Origin of the sequence: Ramlibacter agri (assembly GCF_012927085.1) — a bacterium.
Lineage (GTDB): Bacteria > Pseudomonadota > Gammaproteobacteria > Burkholderiales > Burkholderiaceae_C > Ramlibacter > Ramlibacter agri.
The window spans coordinates 319,555-337,821 of sequence record NZ_JABBFX010000003.1 but is presented as its reverse complement, the minus strand read 5'-3'; the positions used below and the strand labels follow the sequence as shown (position 1 = coordinate 337,821).

The 18,267-nt window shown below is 69.6% G+C and carries 15 protein-coding genes; 10 read left to right on the top strand and 5 right to left on the bottom strand.

Going from position 1 to position 18,267, the window contains the following annotated elements; translation table 11 throughout:
• Positions 1–32 precede the first annotated feature (32 nt).
• Genes HHL11_RS26240 through HHL11_RS26230 form a run of 3 tightly spaced genes read right to left on the bottom strand, consistent with a single transcriptional unit; the run spans position 33 to position 5,060 of the window.
• Complete coding sequence (locus tag HHL11_RS26240; RefSeq protein ID WP_169421563.1) at positions 33–1,025, bottom strand: tripartite tricarboxylate transporter substrate-binding protein; 993 nt, start codon at positions 1,023–1,025, stop codon at positions 33–35.
• A gap of 22 nt (positions 1,026–1,047) precedes the next feature.
• Positions 1,048–2,382 carry a hypothetical protein gene (locus HHL11_RS26235; RefSeq protein ID WP_169421562.1) on the bottom strand — a complete coding sequence of 445 codons (1,335 nt, stop codon included), beginning with the start codon at positions 2,380–2,382 and terminating at the stop codon, positions 1,048–1,050.
• Positions 2,382–5,060, bottom strand: coding sequence for a tannase/feruloyl esterase family alpha/beta hydrolase (locus tag HHL11_RS26230; protein WP_169421560.1), 2,679 nt, complete (start codon positions 5,058–5,060; stop codon positions 2,382–2,384). The genes HHL11_RS26235 and HHL11_RS26230 overlap by 1 nt, the downstream gene beginning before the upstream one ends.
• Before the next feature lie 91 nt (positions 5,061–5,151).
• On the opposite strand from HHL11_RS26230, the gene HHL11_RS26225 reads away from it, so the two are divergent.
• The 10 genes from HHL11_RS26225 (at position 5,152) to HHL11_RS26180 (ending at position 16,300) form a co-directional block, all read left to right on the top strand.
• A complete protein-coding gene (locus HHL11_RS26225) occupies positions 5,152–6,063 on the top strand; it encodes a LysR family transcriptional regulator (protein ID WP_169421559.1) in 912 nt (303 codons plus the stop codon).
• A complete protein-coding gene (locus tag HHL11_RS26220) occupies positions 6,060–6,998 on the top strand; it encodes a tripartite tricarboxylate transporter substrate binding protein (protein ID WP_169421557.1) in 939 nt (312 codons plus the stop codon). Before HHL11_RS26225 ends, HHL11_RS26220 begins: the two co-directional genes overlap by 4 nt.
• Positions 6,999–7,125: 127 nt before the next feature.
• Positions 7,126–8,358: an MFS transporter gene (locus HHL11_RS26215; protein ID WP_169421556.1), complete on the top strand. Its 1,233-nt coding sequence runs from the start codon at positions 7,126–7,128 to the stop codon at positions 8,356–8,358.
• A 66-nt stretch (positions 8,359–8,424) separates the two neighbouring features.
• Positions 8,425–9,642 (top strand): ABC transporter substrate-binding protein, encoded by a 1,218-nt coding sequence (locus HHL11_RS26210; protein WP_169421554.1) that lies wholly within the window; start codon positions 8,425–8,427, stop codon positions 9,640–9,642.
• A gap of 18 nt (positions 9,643–9,660) precedes the next feature.
• On the top strand, positions 9,661–10,746 hold the full coding sequence (locus HHL11_RS26205) for a mandelate racemase/muconate lactonizing enzyme family protein (RefSeq protein WP_169421553.1): 1,086 nt from the start codon (positions 9,661–9,663) through the stop codon (positions 10,744–10,746).
• Position 10,747: 1 nt separating this feature from the next.
• Complete coding sequence (locus tag HHL11_RS26200) at positions 10,748–11,932, top strand: ABC transporter substrate-binding protein (protein WP_169421552.1); 1,185 nt, start codon at positions 10,748–10,750, stop codon at positions 11,930–11,932.
• Positions 11,933–11,936: 4 nt separating this feature from the next.
• Positions 11,937–12,803, top strand: coding sequence for a branched-chain amino acid ABC transporter permease (locus tag HHL11_RS26195; protein ID WP_169421550.1), 867 nt, complete (start codon positions 11,937–11,939; stop codon positions 12,801–12,803).
• Between the two features lies 1 nt (position 12,804).
• Positions 12,805–13,767, top strand: coding sequence for an ABC transporter permease subunit (locus HHL11_RS26190; RefSeq protein WP_169421549.1), 963 nt, complete (start codon positions 12,805–12,807; stop codon positions 13,765–13,767).
• Positions 13,764–15,401, top strand: coding sequence for an ATP-binding cassette domain-containing protein (locus tag HHL11_RS26185; RefSeq protein WP_169421548.1), 1,638 nt, complete (start codon positions 13,764–13,766; stop codon positions 15,399–15,401). The genes HHL11_RS26190 and HHL11_RS26185 overlap by 4 nt, the downstream gene beginning before the upstream one ends.
• A gap of 2 nt (positions 15,402–15,403) precedes the next feature.
• A complete protein-coding gene (locus tag HHL11_RS26180) occupies positions 15,404–16,300 on the top strand; it encodes an NAD(P)-dependent oxidoreductase (RefSeq protein WP_169421547.1) in 897 nt (298 codons plus the stop codon).
• Positions 16,301–16,333: 33 nt separating this feature from the next.
• On the opposite strand, the gene HHL11_RS26175 is transcribed toward HHL11_RS26180, so the two are convergent.
• Positions 16,334–17,095, bottom strand: coding sequence for an SDR family NAD(P)-dependent oxidoreductase (locus tag HHL11_RS26175; RefSeq protein ID WP_169421544.1), 762 nt, complete (start codon positions 17,093–17,095; stop codon positions 16,334–16,336).
• Complete coding sequence (locus HHL11_RS26170) at positions 17,092–18,177, bottom strand: mandelate racemase/muconate lactonizing enzyme family protein (protein WP_169421543.1); 1,086 nt, start codon at positions 18,175–18,177, stop codon at positions 17,092–17,094. Before HHL11_RS26170 ends, HHL11_RS26175 begins: the two co-directional genes overlap by 4 nt.
• Between the last annotated feature and the right edge of the window lie 90 nt (positions 18,178–18,267).

Below are 18,267 nucleotides of genomic sequence, written 5' to 3'. Positions count from 1 at the left end.
GAACGGGGCCGTTTTCACGAAGCAGGAAACGCTCAGTCGGCGTAAACGCCGGCCGCCTTGATGATCGGCGTCCAGATGCCGATCTGCGCAGCCACGAACTTCTTGTGTTCCGCCGGTTCGATGCGCTTGTCGGTGGCGATCACCGCGCCCAGCATCTCTTCGTTCTTGATGAACTGCGGATCCTTCAGGGCCACCTTCAGCGCTTCGTTGATGCGCTTCTGCACGGCGGCCGGCGTGCCCTTGGGCGCGTACAGGCCGTGCCAGATCGTCACTTCGAAGCCCTTCAGGCCGGCTTCCTGCAGCGTGGGCAGGTCCTTCAGCGCCGGCACCGTCAGGCGCTTGGCGGTGGTGACGCCGTAGGCATGGACCTTCTTCGCCTCGATGTGCGGCGTGGTGTTGGTGGTCTGGTCGCACAGCAGGTCGATCTGGCCGCCCATCAGGTCGGCCAGCGCCGGCGCGGCGCCCTTGTACGGCACGGGCGTCATCTCGGTGTGCATCGCGCTCTGGAACAGCAGGCCGCACAGGTGCGACGCGGAGCCGACGCCGGCGTTGCCCAGGTTGATCTTGCCCTTGTTGGCAGCGATCCAGGTCGTGAGTTCCTTGAAGTTGTTGGCCGGCAGCGAGGGCTTGCCCACCAGCGTCATCGGCACGTCGTTGACGATGCCCAGGTACTCGAAATCGTTCTCGACGCTGAAGGGCAGCTTGCGGTACAGGCCCGGCATCGTCGCCATGGCGATGTGGTTCAGCAGCAGCGTGTAGCCGTCCGGGTTGGCGCGCGCCACCTTGGAGGTGCCGACCTGGCTGCCGGCGCCGGCGGCGTTGTCGATGATGATGTTGGCGTTGCCCAGCGGCTTGCGCAGGGCTTCGGCCAGGTCGCGGGCGACCTTGTCGGTGGGGCCGCCGGCCGTGAAGGGCACGACGATGGTGATGGTCTTGCCCTTTTCGGGCCAGGCATCCTGGGCGGGGGCGGTGGCGGAGAAGGCCAGCGCCAGGGCGGCGGCCGTGAGGGTCAGGAGCTTCTTCATGCTTAAAGGTTCCAGGGTGAAATCAGGGCCGCGGCGGCACGCGCGTGGCCAGCGGTTGGGGATGGTAATCCGGGCGGAAGCGGCAACCTGAGCCAAAGCTGGCTTCCATCTGCTGGCACTGGGCCGCGACGGAGGCAGGGGTCGGCTTCGGGCCGCCCTGGGCCCAGGACTGCAGCGCCGCGAACAACGTCGGGTACACCGGGTCGCTCAGGTAGCTGTGCACGTGGTCCGCGGTAAAGGTCTGTACCAGGTGGTCGGCGGTGCCGGCGCGCTCCATGGTGTGGCGGAAGGTGTCGTCCATCTCGACGAAGGCGGTCGGGTCGTCGATGGCATGCACCGTCAGCACAGGGACCGGGATCTTGCCGTCCGGGTCGGTGTCGGCGGCGAAGGCGGCCTTGGCCTGCGGGTCAGCCACGTAGCGCAGCACCTTGGCATTGAGGGCCGCGTCGTCGGGCGAGCCGCGGTACTGCACGCCGGTGTTGCCGAACACGCTGCGGCCGCCGCTGCGCTTCTGCGCGATGTCCTGGAAGCTGAAGGTGGCCCAGTTCAGGTGGCTCTGGATCGAGCTCGCCGGGATCTTGACCACGTCGACGATCGTCTGCACCTTGCGCTGCTGCTCCGGCGTGCGTTGCGCCGCCGGCTTGTCCAGCGCCAGGCAGGCGTTGACGCGCGCGGCCAGGTCCTTGGTCGTCATCTTCGAATCGGCCGGCAGGCCCATCCACAGCGGATACTGCGCTTCGTCGGCGCGCGGGTGGTTGCCGCACAGGGCTTCGTAGATCACCCGCAGGTCGAGGCGGAAGTCATAGGCCTGGCTGCCGCCCGCCAGCACGCCGCTGGTGAGCAGCACCGCGTCGTAGGGCTTGCCTTGCGTGTAGACCGAAGCACCGACCGCCGCGACGCTCGCGCCCCAGGACTGGCCGTGCAGGATGGTGAACTTCGGCTTGGCCACGTGCTGCACGAAGATCTGGCGCAGGCGCTCGGTGTCTTCGGCCGCCGAGTGCACGGCGACGCCGCCCTGGTGGAAGGTGGAGCCGGCCCAGGCATAGCCCGCCTTCACCGTGATGGCCCAGCGCTCCAGGTCCTCGATGGAGCGTTCCAGCTTGGGCGGCCCCAGCGTGGGACCGCCGTGCGCGTGCAGCACCAAGGTGCCGTTCCACTGCGCCGGCATGGCGATCAGGTAGAAGGCGCCGGCCGAATCGCGCCCGGTCAGGCAGCGGGTGCCCGCCGGGATGTCCTTGGGACAGGCCATGGACTGCGGCGCGGCTTCGCTGCTGGCCACCGGCGCGGGCGCCGGGGCCTGCGTTGCGCAGCCCGCCAGGGCGAGCGCGGCGGCGAGGAGAAGGAATCGTTTTTTCATCAGTGTCGGACGCCCATTTCGAAGGAACCGCCGGCGCTCGGGATGAAGCCATAGAGGCCGGCGTTGAACAGGAAGAAGCCGTTCGGCGTGCCGCTTGCCTGCACCACGCCCAGCACGGGGCTGTCGAAGGTGAGCGCGGCGTTGCCGGCGGTGGCGGACAGCGTGCTGCCCGCGACCGTCGCCGCCGAGCTCGTGCCCGCGGTGGACAGCGAAGCATAAGCGCCATCGGCGGTGCCGGAGCTCTGCGTGACCTGCGGCATGTACAGGCGCATGCCGTAGCTGGTCGCGGACTCACGCATCAGCACCAGCGGCACGTAGGCGGTGCCCACCTTGCCGGCGACGACCGTGCCCGTCAGCGTGCCACCCGTGGTGACGGCGCTGCCCGTCGGCGAGGTGTTCTTCAGGTCGAAGGCGTTGTGGGCCGCGTTCCAGGTGATGTAGCCCTTGGTCGTGCTGGTGCAGGCCGCGTCGTAGGTGATCCACTGGCTCGTGGCCGGGTCCTGGCAGGTCTGGAAGGTGCCCGCGTTGCGCAGCCGCGCCGAGCCGGCGTAGCTGGTGGCGGTGCCGCCGCTGCCGTACTGCACGCCGACGGCGTTGAAGATGTTGGCGACGGTGTTGAAGACGGCCGGGTTGGCCGCGTTGTTGAAGGTGTCGGAGAAAGCCACCAGCGGCAGGAAGCTGCTGCCCGAAGGCGCATTGACGCCGCCTTGCAGCACGCCACCCGCGCCGAAGCTGAACACCGCGCCGGTCTCGTTGCTGGAGTAGCTGCAGTTGCCCAGGGGCAGCAGCGTGCCGCTGCGCGTGGTGCCGGCGGTGCGCTGCAGGCTGGCGTCGACGTTGATGCTGTACGTCAGGTTGGTCGGGTCGATGCTGACGGTGAGTTCTTCGCCGAACACGTCGCCGCCCTTGTAGGCCGTGACCGAGCCGGGCAGGTTCTGGCAAGCCAGCGGGTCGCCCACTTCCTGCACGCAGCTGTAGTTGACGGCCGCGTCCAGGCTGCCGCTGCCCCTGAACTTGGGCCAGGCCGGCCACTGGCACAGCGGGCGCGTGCGGCCGTAGGTGCCGGCCACGGTGTCCATCGCGACGCCGGTGGCGGGCGCGAGTCCGCCTTCCACCCAGTTCTCCAGCGCGGCCAGCGAGTCCCAGGACGGGATGAACACGCCGGTGCCGTGGCCCATGCCGGGCACGGTGTAGAAGCGGATGCCCTGGTCCACCGCCGCCTGGCCCACCGTGGTGACGACGCGCTGGTAGTAGTCGATGGTGCTGTTGTTGCTGATCACCTCGTCGGCCAGGCCGTGCAGCAGGATCAGCTTGCCGCCATGCGCCAGGAAGGGCCGCAGGTCGGGGTCGGCCGCGTCGGTGATGCCGGAGACGTCCACCACGCGCTGCGTGAAGGCGCCCGGGTCCAGCGGGTCGAAGGTCAGCGTGTCGAAGGCGGGCTGGCGCGTGACGAAGTACTTCACCCACTGGTCGCCGGTGACGTACTGGTTGGCGTCGGCCGTGGTGGCGGGGTTGCCCGGCACCTTGCGCGTACCGAGGTCACGCGTGGTGTACGAACCGGCGACCTGCGTGCCTTCCAGGAAGTTGTAGCCGCCCGCCTTGGTGACGCCGTGCGCCAGCGAGTAGTTGGTGAAGTTCAGCGGCGACTCGATCGTGCGCACGGTGTTGATCTGCGCATCGGACAGGCAGGTGTCGCCGAGGTCGGTGCCACCGGCGCAGCGCAGCGTTGCCAGCACCTGCGAGTTCAGCTGCCGGCAGCTTTCGACGTTGCTGATGACGCCGTCGCTGGCGCCGTCGAGGCGGTCGCAGGCGGACAGCACGGTGCGCTGCACCAGCAGCGTCTTGGCGACGTTCATCCAGCCCGCGCCGCCGTTCAGGTACAGGGCGCGGCCGACCGCAACGTTCGACAGGCGCGTGCCGGTGTAGTTGAGCGCCGGCTCGTTGGCGATGACGCCGTCGTAGTCGCCCGGCCAGCGCTGGATGGCGGTCAGCGCGTCGCGGCCGCCGGTGGACGTGCCGAGGAAGTAGGAGTGCTTGGGCGCCTTGCCGTAGCGCAGGTTGATCAGCGCCATCGCAACGTCGTGCGACTTCTTCAGCGTGTTGCCGCCGTAGTTGGCCAGCGACTCGTCGTTGGTCGCGAAGGTGCCGTCGGTGATGCTGCCGCTCTGGTGGCCGGCGTCGTCGCCGTAGGTGGCGTAGCCCAGGCCCAGCGGCGCCATCTTCTCCGGCGGCCCGAAGCGCACCTGCTCCTTGCCGTCGATCAGCGTGCCGTCGAAGCCGCCGCCGCCGAACTGGATGGACTTGCCGTTCCAGGTTTCCGGCAGGTTGACGGCGAAGTTGATGTCGGGCGCGGCGGAGTCCAGCGGCGCGATGGTGCCGCGCACCTGGCAATAGGCGCCGAGCTGGTTGCCAGTGGCGTCGGCGGCAACCAGCGTGGCCGACGCCACCGTGGCCGCGCCGCTGGCGACGCCAATGGCCGAAGCAGCGACGGTGCGGCCGGCCAGGTCGCCGCAGGCCAGCGCGGTGGCGGCGGGCGGCGTGGTGGTGGTGGTGCCGTCGTCGGGCGGGGTGGTCGTGGTGGTGTCGCCGCCGGTGGTGACGGGGGCGGCATCGTCGCCGCCGCCGCAGCCGGCGAGCAACGCGGCCGCGAGCAGCGGCGCGAGAAATGCGTGGCGCATCTTCTTGTCTCCTACTTGTGGGGGCGAACGATAGGGACGCGGGTCCATAAGGTCAAATACAATAAAAGGGCGATCTGCAGACGAAAAACATATGGACCTGAAGCACCTGCGCTACTTCGTGGCCGTGGCCGAGACCGGCCACATCACGCGCGCGGCGGCGCAGCTGGGCATGCAGCAGCCGCCGCTGTCGCAGCAGATCCGCGCGCTGGAGGAGACGCTGGGCACCACCCTCTTCCACCGCCATCCCAAGGGCGTTACGCTCACCGACAGCGGCCAGTTGCTGCTGGCCGACAGCCGCCGCCTGCTGGACGACGTCGAGGCCGTGCGCGCCCGCATGAAAGCGGTGGCGGCGGGCCATTCCGGCGTGCTGGCGGTGGGCTTCACCAGTTCCGCCGCCTCGCACGACCTGATGCCGCGCCTGCTGCGCGAGTGCCGCAGCACCTACCCGGGCATCGCGCTGCAGATCACCGAGGACCACGCGGCCGGCCTCACCGACGCACTGGCCGCCGGCCGCCTGCATTGCGGCTTCCTGCGCGTGCCGGTGGCGCGGCCACCGGGCCTGGTGTTCGAGACGCTGGCGCGCGAGCCGGTGCTGGTGGCGCTGCCGGCCGGCCATGCGCTGCTGCGCGGCAAGCGCAAGGCGCTGGCGTTGCCGCAGCTGCAGGACGAACGCTTCATCCTGGTCCGCCAGAGCGGCGCGCCAGGCCTCTATGCGGACCTGCTGGCGCTGTGCGAGCAGCAGGGCTTCACGCCCACGGTGGGCCACGAGGTGGGCCGCATGATCAGCGCGCTGAGCCTGGTGGCGGCGGGCGAAGGCATCGCCGTCGTGCCGGCGTCCATGCAGGGCGTGCACCCGGGGCTGGTGGAATACCGGCCGATCGCGCAGGCGCGCAGCCTGACGGCGCCGGTGACGCTGGTCTATCGCGCTTCCGAACTGCGTGGCGCGCTGCAGTCTTTCGTACAACTGGTGCGGCAGGTGGCGCCGAAAGAAAAGCACGCATGACGCGGCGCCGGACGCTGCTTGCCGCCGCCTGTGCCGCCGCTGCCGTGCGCGTGCGCGCGGCGGATGCGGTGCACATCCTCGTCGCCTATCCGCCCGGCGGCATCAGCGACCGCGTCGCCCGGCTGCTGGCGCTGCAGCTCGGGCCCTTGCTGGGTGTGGAGGCAGTCGTGGTGGAGAACCGGCCCGGCGCCGGCGGCAGCGTCGCGCTGCAGGCACTGTCGCGCGTGCCGGCCGATGGCCGCACGCTTGCCTTCTCCGCGATCAGCCCGCTGGCACTGTCGCCGCATTTCGGCAGCCTGGCGCCGCGCGTGGCGCCCGTGAGCGGCGTGATGCATACGCCTCTCCTGCTGGTGGGCACGCCGGCGCTGGCAGCGGACAACTTCGCGCAGATGGTGCGCGTGGCGCGCGCGCAAGCGGGTGGCTTGCGCTGGGCCACTTCGGGCATCGCCACCATCGGCCACCTGGCGCTGGAACAGGTGCGGCTCGCGCTGGGGCTGGACATGGTGCACGTGCCCTATGCCGGCGGCGGGCCGCAGCTGCAGGACGCGCTGGCCGGGCGCTTCGAGCTGCTCTCGACCAACCTCGCGCCGCTGCAGATCGAGTACGTGCGCAGCGGCCGGCTCACTGCGCTGGCGGTGGGCGCTTCGTCTCGCGTGCCGCAGTTGCCGTCCGTGCCCACGTTCACCGAGGTCGGCTGTCCGGGCGCCAATCTCTCTTCGCTGTTCGGCCTGTTCGCACCCGAAGGCACGCCCGCCGGCGAAGTGGCGCGCATCAACGCGGCCTGTGCCGCGGTGCTGGCGCAGCCGGAGTTCCGGCACGAGCTGCTCGCCAGCGGCAACCTGCCGGCGACCGGCAGCCCCGCCGATTTCACGCATGCGATCGCGCAGCAGTCGGCGGCGAACGCGCGGCTGGTGGCGGCGATGCGGAAGCGCTGAACCCGCACACGGGCCATGTAGGGTGCGCAGCTTGCTGCGCACCATGCGAAGCGCTTCGTGCGGTGCGCAGCAAGCTGCGCACCCTACATCGAGGCCAGGGCGCGGCCTCCCCGCTACACTGCACCGCTTGACCTCCCCCAAGCTGTTCCACGGGTGGCGCATCGCCGCGGCGGGCGCCGGCATCCAGTTCCTGCAGGCGGCGCTGCTGATGCAGGCCTTCGGCGCCTACGTCGCGGTCCTGTCCGCCGAACGCGGTTGGAGCAAGACCGCGCTCTCGGGCGGCGCCGCGCTGCTGTCGATCGAAGGCGCCGTGCTCGGGCCCTTGCTCGGATGGCTGGTGGACCGCTTCGGCCCGCGCATCATGGTGCGCACCGGCGTGCTGCTGGTAGCGCTCGGCTTCTTCTTCCTCAGCTTCACCGACTCGCTGGGGCACTTCTACGGCGCGATCATGATGATCGCCATCTCCAACAGCTTCTGCGGCTACTTCCCGCTGTCGATCACGCTGGTGCATTGGTTCCATCGCCGGCGCGCCCGCGCACTGTCGCTGATGGGCATCGGCCTGGCGGCGGGCGGCGTGGCCGCGCCCGTGGTCGGCTGGATCATGGAAGCCTGGGGCTGGCGCACGATGGCGCTGCTGTCCGCGGCGCTGTGGCTGGTGTGCGGCTCGCTGCTGGCCGCCGTCGTGCGCGGCCGGCCCGAGGACGTCGGCGAGACGGTGGACGGCGTACCGCCGACGCCAGCTGCCGCGCCCACGGCGAGCGCGGCGCCGGCGACTCCGCATCGCACCTTTACCGCGCGCGAAGCGCTGCGCACCCGTGCCTTCTGGCTGCTGGGCGTGGGCCATGCGCTGGCGCTGCTGGTGGTGACGGCCGTCAACGTGCATGCCATCTCGCACATGAAGGAAGGCCTGGGCTATTCGCTGCCGCAGGCCTCTGTCGTCATCACGCTGATGACGCTGTCGCAAGGCGCCGGTGTGCTCTTCGGCGCGGCCGTGGGTGACCGCTGGGACAAGCGCTACGTGGCCGCCGCCTGCATGCTGGCGCACATGCTGGGCCTGCTGCTGCTCACGTATGCGGTGAACCCGATGATGCTGGGCGCCTTCGCCGTCCTGCACGGCGTGGCCTGGGGCGTGCGCGGGCCTTTCATGCAGGCGCTGCGCGCCGACTACTTCGGCCTGCAGTCGATCGGCATGATCCTCGGGCTCTCGGCCATCCTGGTGTCGATGGGCCAGATCGGCGGGCCGCTGGTGGCCGGTGGCTTCGCCGACCTGACCGGCAGCTACCGTCTCGGGTTTACCCTGCTCGCGCTGATGGCGGGCTCGGGCTCGGTGCTGTTCCTGCTGGCGCGCAAGCCGGCCTGAAATCGTCGGTTGCGACGATGGAGCGCCGGCGCTGCGCTTCGTAGTCTGTCGCCACGAGGTGACAACATGATCCGAGTCCTGACGCGCCGCACGCTGCTGGCGCAAGGCGGCCGTGCGGCCGTCGCCGGTGCGGCCACGCTTGCAGGCCTGCAGGCGCGTGCGGCCGGCGAAATGAAGCTGGGCTGGATCCAGCCCATGACCGGCCCGCTGGCCAGCAGCTTCAGCCCCAACTACCTGGGCGCCGACATCGCCTTCGAGGAGATCAATGCCGCCGGCGGCATCCTCGGCACGAAGCTGGTGAAGGTGCTGGTGGACGACGAGGCCGCGCCGGGCAAGGAGCCGATCGTCACGCGGCGCCTCGTCGACGAAGGCTGCCGCTTCATCCTGGGCCCGACCGGCAGCTCGCAGACGCTGGCCTCGCTGGAAGTCTCCACGCCGGCGAAGGTGATCTCCGCTTCCTACGCAACCGCGAGCGAAGTCGGCGACGGCAAGCGCTATCCCTACCACTACCAGTTCAACTTCACGGCCGACGCCGTGGTGCAGCGCATCGCCGAGTACTACGCGAAGCGCGGCTACAAGCGCATCGGCCTGCTGCTGGAAGACAGCGCCGCCGGCGCCTCGGTGCGCACCGCCGCCATGCGCGAACTCGCGAAGCGCGGCATGCAGGTGGTGTCGGACCAGACCTTCCCGATCAAGACGGCGGACATGACGCCCTTCCTGCGCAAGCTGCGCAACGACGGCGCCGAGGCGCTGCAGGTGCACGTGGCCAACAACGCCGACATCACGCAGATGCTGGTGGGCCTGTCGCGCATCGGCTGGAAGCCGCCGCTGGCCGGGCACGCGGGCCTGCTGTTCGCCGGCACGCCGGGCGCCGTCCCCGACAGCGCGCGCTACCCCGAGGTCTTCACCGCCACCTTCCAGGCGCTCACCTACACCGACGACGACCTGCCCACCGCGCGCGTGCGCAACTTCGTCAAGCGCATCGCCGCCGGCAAGCTCACCGAGACGCAGCTGGGCCCGGCCGCCACCACGCCCTTCTACGACTTCCTCTACGCGCTCAAGTACGCCGTGGAGCAGGCGAAGTCCTGGGACCCGGACCACGTGAAGCAGGTGCTGGACACCTCCAGCGCCATCCCCGGCCTGTTCGGCCCCATGAAGTTCAGCCCGGCCAACCACACCGCCTACGACGTATCCGTCGTGGGCATGGCGGTGTCCAACTCCACGCAGGAGCCGCTCAGCCAGGAAACCCGGGGACTCTTGCGCCGCCGCGCCCCCAACGCCTGAAACACGAAGGAGACAAGCATGAAGATCGAATACGTCAAGGCGCACGTGCTGCGCCACCTGCCGCAGAAGTTCCGCTGGAACGAGGAGATCGCGCCGCGCCACCTGCAGCACGTGCTGCTGCGCATCGGCACCGACGAAGGCCACGAAGGCCTGTGCCTCACCTACCTGCTGCCACCGGGCGAGATCGAGGGCGCCATCGAGGGCTACCGCGAATACCTCGTCGGCCAGGACCCGCACGACATCGAAGCCATCACGTCCAAGCTGACCAGCGGCTACCGCATCCCATCGGCGGCCGCCAGCACGGTGGACATCTGCCTGTGGGACCTGCTGGGCAAGCACCACAACGAGCCCGTGTATCGCCTGCTGGGCGCCGCGCGCAAGCGCATCAAGGCCTACGCCAGCACCTTCATGTACGACACGGTGCAGGAATACGTGGACCTCGCGCACGAATGCTACGAGCAGGGCTTCCGCGCCTTCAAGCTGCATGCCTTCGGCGTCCCGGACAAGGACATCGAAGTCTGCAAGGCCGTGCACAAGGAATTCGCCGGCAAGATGGACCTGATGCTGGACCCGGTCAATGCCTACGACCGGCTCGGCGCGATGAAGGTCGGCAAGGTGCTGGAGGACCTGGACTTCTACTGGTACGAAGCGCCCATCGCCGACGCCGACCTGATCGGCCTGCAGGACCTGGCCCGCACCTTCCGCATTCCCATCACCGCGGCCGAGAGCGTCACCGAAGGCCTCCGCGAGTATCCGAAGTACCTGGTGAACAACGCCGTCGACAGCGTGCGCACGGTCGGCGACTGGATCGGGGGCATCAGCGCGATGAAGAAGATCGCCGCGCTGTGCGACTGCTTCAACGCCAAGTTCGAGCCGCACAGCTACGGCACCACCTTGATCCAGGCGGCCCACCTGCACGTGATGCTGGCCATCCACAACTGCGACTTCTTCGAGATCCCGGTCCCGCAGGGCGTGCTGGACCTCGGCATGCAGGACGTCATCCGCTGCGGCAAGGACGGCTACGTCGACGCGCCCACCAAGCCCGGCCTGGGCTACGACGTCGACTGGGACAAGATCAAGGCGCTGACCGTCAAGGAGCTGTGAGATGAAACTGCGCAAACTCCTCGCGGCCTCCTCGCTGCTGCTGGCGGCCGGCGCTTTCGCCGCCGACCCCGGCGTCAGCGATGGCAGCATCAAGATCGGCGTGCATGCGGCGCTGACTGGCGTCGCCAGCTTCGTCGGCCAGGGCGGCAAGGTCGGCATCGACACCGCGGTGGCCGAGATCAACGCCCATGGCGGCGTCAACGGCCGCAAGCTGGAGATCGTCTACGTCGACGACCGCGGCGCACCCGATGGCGGCGTGTCCGCCGTGCGGCGCCTGATCGACGACGACCAGGTCTTCATGGTGTTCGGCGCCGGGCCCAGCGCATCCACCGTTTCGGTGGTGCCCCTCTTCCAGCAGAACGGCGTGCCCTACTACGTGAGCTTCGCCTCCGACCCGCGCGTGCTGGAGAAGTTCATCCCCAACATCTACTCCGGCGCCACCGTGCCGCAGAAGGACGCCATCGGCACCTACGCGAGCTTCCTCGCCAGGGAGCTGAAGGCGAAGAAGGTCGCGATGATGGTGTGCGACCAGCCGCACTGCACCTCCAGCGCGCCCATCCTCAAGGGCCTGCTGGAAAAGGACGGCGTCAGCGTCACGCAGGTCGCCTACAACTCCGGCGACACCGACTTCACCGGCCAGGTGGCGCAGGTGAAGGGGGCCAGCCCGGACGCGATCTTCATCTTCGGCCTGGCGCCGGACGAAGGCCGCATCGTGCCGCGCCTCAAGCGCGGCGGGCTGGACAAGCCGATCGTCACCGACGTCTCCGGCTCCGACCTCACCGTGCTGCGCATGGGCGGCGCGGCCGCCGAGGGCTACTACACCTTCTGGTTCGGCGGCCCGCAGTTCTACGACGACAACACCGGCGCGATGGGCAAGTTCCATGCTTCGATCAAGGCGAACAAGATCGAGCAGCCGGCCAACATGCCCAACCTCTACACCTTGATGGCCTACTCGGACGTCTACGTGGTGGCCGAGGCGATGCGCAAGGCCGGCAAGGACCTGACGCGGGCCGCCTTCATGAAGAGCCTGGACACCAACATCCAGGGCTTCGTCGCCGGGCCGCCTTCGTGGGCGCAGGCGGCGGCCATCGGCAGTCCGCGCACCTTCAGCGCCAGCAACCACCAGGGCACGAGCAGCGCGACGCCGGTGGTGGCCAAGGGCGGCTCCTTCAAGCCCGCGCGCTGAGGCCATGGCCGAACTGGTCTTCGGTGGCCTGGCCATCGGCGCGGTCTACGCGCTGGTGGCCATCGGCATCGTCCTCAGCTACCGCGCGGCTGGCGTCGTCAACTTCGCGCACGGTGAACTGATGATGGTCGCGGCCTATGCCTACGTGCTGGCGCACGACCTCGGCGGCGGCCCTGCCTGGCAGCTGGCCGCGGCGCTCGGCGCCGGCGCACTGGGCGGCCTGCTGTGCTGGGTGCTGACCGGCCTCGTGCTGCGCGGCGCTGCGGAGATCACGCTGGTGATCGGCACGCTGGGCCTGCTGATCCTGCTGCAAAGCGGCGCCCGCCACCTCTTCACCGACACGCCGATGCCGGCGCAAGCCTGGCTGTTCGCGGACCGCGACCTCGCGCTGTTCGGCGCCTCGGTGCCGGCCAACGCGCTGCTGGTGGTCGGCATCACGGTCGTGGCCGCCGGCCTGCTGATGTACTGGCAGCGCGTAACGGTGTTCGGGCAGGCCGTGCTGGCCGCGGCCGAAGACCCGTGGCGCGCGGCGCTCTCCGGCATCCACGTGCAGAGCACGCTGGCCATCAGCTGGCTGGTGAGCGGCGTGTTCGCCGGGTTGGCGGGCATGCTGCTCGGGCCGGTGGTCGGCGTGTTTCCGACCATGGGCGCGGACATCATCTTCCCCGCCTTCATCGCCGCCATCCTGGGCGGCTTCGGCAGCGTGGCCGGCGCGCTGGCCGGCGGCCTGCTGCTGGGGCTGCTGCAGACCTTCACCGTCGTCGAGATCGGCGGCGCGTGGAAAGAGGTGGTGATGTTCGCCTTCCTGTTCCTGGTGCTGATCTGGCGCCCCACCGGGCTGGTGCGCCTGGCGGCAGCGAGAAAGGTCTGACGTGAGAAGGCTTTCCCTGCATCCGGTGGCGCGGGCGGTGCTGCTCGCGCTGGTGCTGGCGCTCGCCGCGTCCAGGCTGCCCTCGTTCCAGCTGTTCCTGGTGGGCCAGCTGTCGCTGGTCATCACCGTCACGGTGGCGATGACCATCCTGATGGGCGGCGCCGGCCTGCTGTCGCTGTCCAGCGCCGCCTTCTTCGCCATCGGTGCCTATGGGCTGCTGCTGATGATGGCGAAGCTGGGCGTGCCGCTGCTGCTGGGCGCGGTGCTGGCGGTCGCGCTGTGCGCGCTGCTCGGCGCCGTGCTGGGGCTGGTGTCGCTGCGCCTTTCGGGCTTCCACCTGGCGATCATCACGCTGGGCTTCCTGCAGGTGCTGCTGGCCTGGCTCAAGCGCGGCGGCGATTTCACCGGCGGCGGCTATGGCCTGGTCACGCCGAAGCTGTCCGTCCCCTTCACCGGCAGCGCGCTGCGGGTGGCGGACGTCGCCATCTTCGCGGTGTTCCTGATGGCATTGGCGGTGGCCGCGGGCGTGGCCCTGATGCAGTCGCGCATCGGCCGCGCCTGGCTGGCGGGGCGCGACAACGAAAACTCGGCGCGCATGCTGGGCATAGACGTCAACCGCATGCGCGTGCTGGCGTTCACCTTCGCCAGTGCGCTGACCGGCCTGGCGGGCACCTTGCACCCGCTGCTGCTGGGTGTGACCAACCCGAACGCATACACGGTGGACCTGTCGATCTTCCACATCACGCTGGTCGTGGTCGGCGGCATGACGGGCAGCATGGTCGGTGCGGTGGTCGCGCCCATCCTGCTGTACTTCGTCCCCGAAGCCTTCCGGCAGCTGGGCGAATGGCGCGATTTCTTCTACGCCGGCGTGCTGATCGCGACGCTGGTCTTCATGCGGCGCGGCATCGGTCCGGCCTTGTCGCCGTGGCTGTCCCGCCTGGCCCGCCGCAAGGAAGCAGCATGAACGCGCCGGGCCGCCCCAAGGGCGAATACCGCAGTGCGCAGCACGGAGCTTACCCAGTGAGCGCGCTGCTGCAGGCCCGCGACATGAGCGTGCGCTTCGGCGGCCTGGCGGCGCTGGACGGCTTCTCGCTGGCGGTCGCGGCCGGCGAGATCCACGGCATCATCGGCCCCAACGGCGCCGGCAAGACGACGGCCATCAATGCGCTGACCGGCTTCGTGCCGCGTGGCGGCGGCGAGGTGCTGTTCGACGGCCGGCCGCTGGCCGCGACGCCGCACGGCGTGGCCGCCTGCGGCATCGGCCGCACCTTCCAGTCGCCCACGATGTTCGGCGCGCTGTCGGCGGTGGAGAACGTCATGTGCGGCGGCCACCTGTGGACGCGCGCGGGCCTGTTCGCCTGCCTGTTTCGCAGCCGCAAGGCCGGCGCGGAGGAGCGCGCCTTGCGCGAAGCCGCCTGCGAGTGGCTGCAGAAGGTCGGCTTCGCCCGCGCGCCCGACACCGCCGTCGGCGAACTGCCTTTCGGCGAGCTGCGCAAGCTGGAGATCGCGCGGGCGCTGATGGCGCAACCGCGCCTCTTGATCCTCGACGAGCCGACCGCGGGCCTCACGGCCACCGAGGTCGGCCGCATCGGCCACCTGCTGCAATCGCTGCGCACGAAGAACGGCGAGCGCATGGCAACCGTGCTGATCGAGCACAACGTGCCGCTGGTGTTCGACCTGTGCGAGCGCGTGACCGCGCTCGACAAGGGCCGCATCATCGCCTGCGGCACGCCGCGCGAAGTGCGGGCGCAGCAGGCGGTAGTGGATTCCTACCTGGGCTCGCAGGCGGTGACCGGTGCGTCCCCGACTCGGGCCAACGTGCGGCAGGCCGCGCCGCGCGGCGAGGCCATCCTGGAGGTGAAGGGCCTCAGCGCCGGCTACGGCAGGATGCCCATCGTGCAGGGCATAGACCTCACGCTCCACGACGGCGAGCTGGTCGTGCTGTGCGGGCGCAATGGCGCCGGCAAGTCGACGCTGCTCAATGCGCTCACCGGCCAGCCACGTCCTGCCAGCGGCCAGGTGCTGTGGCTGGGCCAGGCGATCGAGAGGAAATCCGTCAGCGGCATCGTGCGTGCCGGCATCGGCCTGGTGCCGCAGGAGCGCGGCGTGATCGCCGGCCAGTCGGTGGAAGCGAACCTGCGCCTGGGCACCGTGGGCCTGCGCCTGGCCAAGGACGAATTCCGCCAACGGCGCGAAGAAGTGCTGGAGCGTTTCCCCAAGCTGCGCCAGCGCCTGCAGCAGATCGCCGGCACGCTCAGCGGCGGCGAGCGGCAGATGCTGGCGCTGGCCAAAGTGTTGATCCGCAAGCCGCGCCTGCTGCTGCTGGACGAACCGACCATCGGCCTCGCGCCCACCGTCGTCGACGAGCTGCAGCGCATCGTCGCCGGCATCAGCGCCAGCGGCATCGCGGTGGTGGTGGCGGAGCAGAACATCGGCTGGGTGGCGCCGCTCGCACATCGCGCCTACCTGCTGGAAGGCGGACGCATCGTCGCCAGCGGCCACCCGGACGAGGTGATCCGCCGCGAGCAGGTGGCCGAAGCCTACCTGGGGCAGGAACTGCGCAGCGAGCCGGAAGAAGAACTGTCGAAGGAGGCTTGAGCATGGCACGACTGGGTTGGATCGGGCTGGGCGACATCGGCTTTCCGATGATGGAGCGGCTGTTGAAGGCAGGCCACGAGGTGCACACGTGGGGTCGCAGTCCGCAGCGCGTGGCAGCGGCCTTGGCGGTAGGCGCGGTCGCTGCGCCCGCGCCCGCCGACCTCGGGCGCGATTGCGAGGCGGTGTTCCTCTGCGTCACCGATTCGCAGGCGGTCGCCGACGTGGTGTTCGGCCCGGAAGGCATCGCCACGGCCAGCCGCGACGGCACCTACCTCGTCGACCACTCGACGATCCATCCCGCGCGCACGCGTGAGATGGCGGCGCGGCTGCGCGCCGAAGGTCGCGGGCGCTGGGTCGACGCCCCGGTGTCGGGTGGCGCCGTGGGCGCGCGGGCCGGCACGCTGGCCGTGATGGCGGGCGGCGAAGCCGAGGACCTGGACGCGGTGCGCGGCTGGATAGCCGCCTTCGGCGGCAAGGTCACGCACGTGGGCCCCAGCGGTTCCGGCCAGGCCTGCAAGTCCTGCAACCAGGCCATCGCCAACAGCACGATCATGGTCTGGGCCGAGATGCTGGCGTATGCGAAGAGCTTCGGGCTGGACCCCGAGAAGCTGGTGGCGGCCACCGAGGGCGGCTTTGCCGACTCGCAGGTGCGCAAGGTGCTGGTGCCGCGCATCCTGTCCGGCGAGTATCCAGGCCACTATGTGTCGCTGATTCCCAAGGACCTGGACATCCCTTGCGACATGGGGCGCGAGCTGCAGACGCCGATGCCGGTGACCAGCCTCGTGACTTCTCTATACCGGCATCACCAGGTGCTGCAGGAGCGCTTCGGCGGCGGCGAGCCGCTGCCGTTGCTGGACTTGTTCGCGCGGACGGGGAAGGAAGTGCGGGGGAAGTTCTGACGAAGCCGTGACACTGCGCCGTTCGACGACGGATCACATCCCCGCGTCGAACTCCCGCAAGTCCAGCAAACGCGCCTGCGCCCCGGGCGCGACGGCGAGCAGGTCCACGATCGTCCGCGCCACGGTGTCCAGCTCCATAGGCTCACCGGCGGCGGCGAAGCGGCCTTCGGCCTGCCAGCGGGCGACGGCCTCGGCCCGCATCACCGGGTCCCAGCCCTTGCTGAAGCCGGTGTCCTTCATCCGCCCCAGGCGCACGATCGAGGACTTGATGCGGTCGGCCCGCAGTTCCTGGTTCAGCGCCAGCGAGAAGGATTCCAGCGCCGCCTTGCTGGCGCCATAGAGCGCGAGGCCCGACACCGGCTGCTGCGCGGCCTCGGTCGACACGTTGAGGATCACGCCGCCGCCGGCCGCGCGCAGCATCGGAATCGCCGAACGCGCGCAGTAGACGGCGGACGTGAAGTTGCTGGCGAGCTGGTGCGCGATTTCCTCGTCGCTGATCCGCTCCACCGGCTGGTAGGAGCCCGCGCCCGCGTTGTTCACCAGGAAGTCGAGGCGGCCGCCGAAGCGCTCGCCCGCTTCGGCGAAGGCGCGCCGCACCTGCGCCGGCTCGCGCAGGTCCGCCGTCACGCCGAAAGCCTGTTCGGCCAGGCCGGCCAGTGCGTCGCGCAGGCGGCCCGGGTCGCGCGCGAGCACGACAACCTGCGCGCCGCGCGCCGCCAGCTCGCGCACCACGGCCAGCCCGAGGCCGCGCGAGCCGCCGGTGACGATGGCGCGGCGTCCCTGCAGCGCGTTCACAGCTTCTTGAGGGTGAGGGACTTGATCTCGTCCCAGTCCACGTCGTAGCCCAGGCCCGGCTTGGTGGGCGCCTCGACGTAGCCATCGCGGGTGACGCGGATCACGTCCTTCATGCCGATGTCCAGGATGCCTTCGGGCACCGGGATCTCGAACAGGTCGCAGTTGTGGATGGCCAGCATCACGTGCAGGTGCGCGGCCTGGATCAGGGTCGTGCCGTAGCTGTGCGGCTCGTACTTGGTGTTGAAGGCTTCGCACAGCGCGGCGGACTTCTTCATCGCCGAGATGCCCCCGATCCAGTCTCCGACCGAACGCACCGTGTCGACGACGTTGCCCACCAGGTACTTGGGATAGCCGCGCAGGCCTTCAGTGACGCTCTCGGTGGCGGTGATCGGCATGCGGAAGCTGCGCGTCAGGTCCGCCAGGCCCACGAGGTCCGAGTCGGCGATGGGCGCCTCGAACCAGTAGAAGCCCAGCTCCTCCAGCACCGCGCCCACCTTGAAGGCGCCGAGCCGGTCATAGGCGTTGACCGGGTCCAGCATCAGGTCCATCTTGCCGCCGAACTCCTTGTGCACGGCGCGGCAGACCTCGATGTCCTTGTCCGGCACGCCGAAGGCATGCAGCTTGAAAGCGCGGTAGCCCAGCTCGTAGCATTCGTGGGCGATCTGCACGTATTCGCTGACGGTGTCGTACATCACCGTGCTGGCGTAGGCCTTGATCTTCGTGCGCGCCGCGCCGAGCAGGCGGTACACGGGTTCGTTGTGGTGCTTGCCCAGCAGGTCCCACAAACAGATGTCCACGGCACTGGCCACCGGCGTGGGCGAGCGCAGCGAATCGGTCAGCTTGTACGAGATGGCTTCGACTTCGTGCGGGTCGCGGCCGATCAGCAGCTTGCGCAGGCCCGGGATCGCGGACTCGATCTCACCGGGCGACATCAGCCAGGTCAGGCACAGGCCTTCGTGGCCCTCGTCGCTGGAGAGCTTCAGCAGCACGTGCTCCATCGTGCGCGGCTCCCACTCCTCCTTCCAGCGAAACTTGTAGTCGAGGGGACGCAGGACGTAGGCGTCGACGGCGGTGACTTTCATGGTTTTCAATCTCCGGTTAACAGTAGGAATACAAATTGCCGGACGCAAAAGTCGCAAAGATTACGCAAAGGTCGCGAAAGAACATCCAAG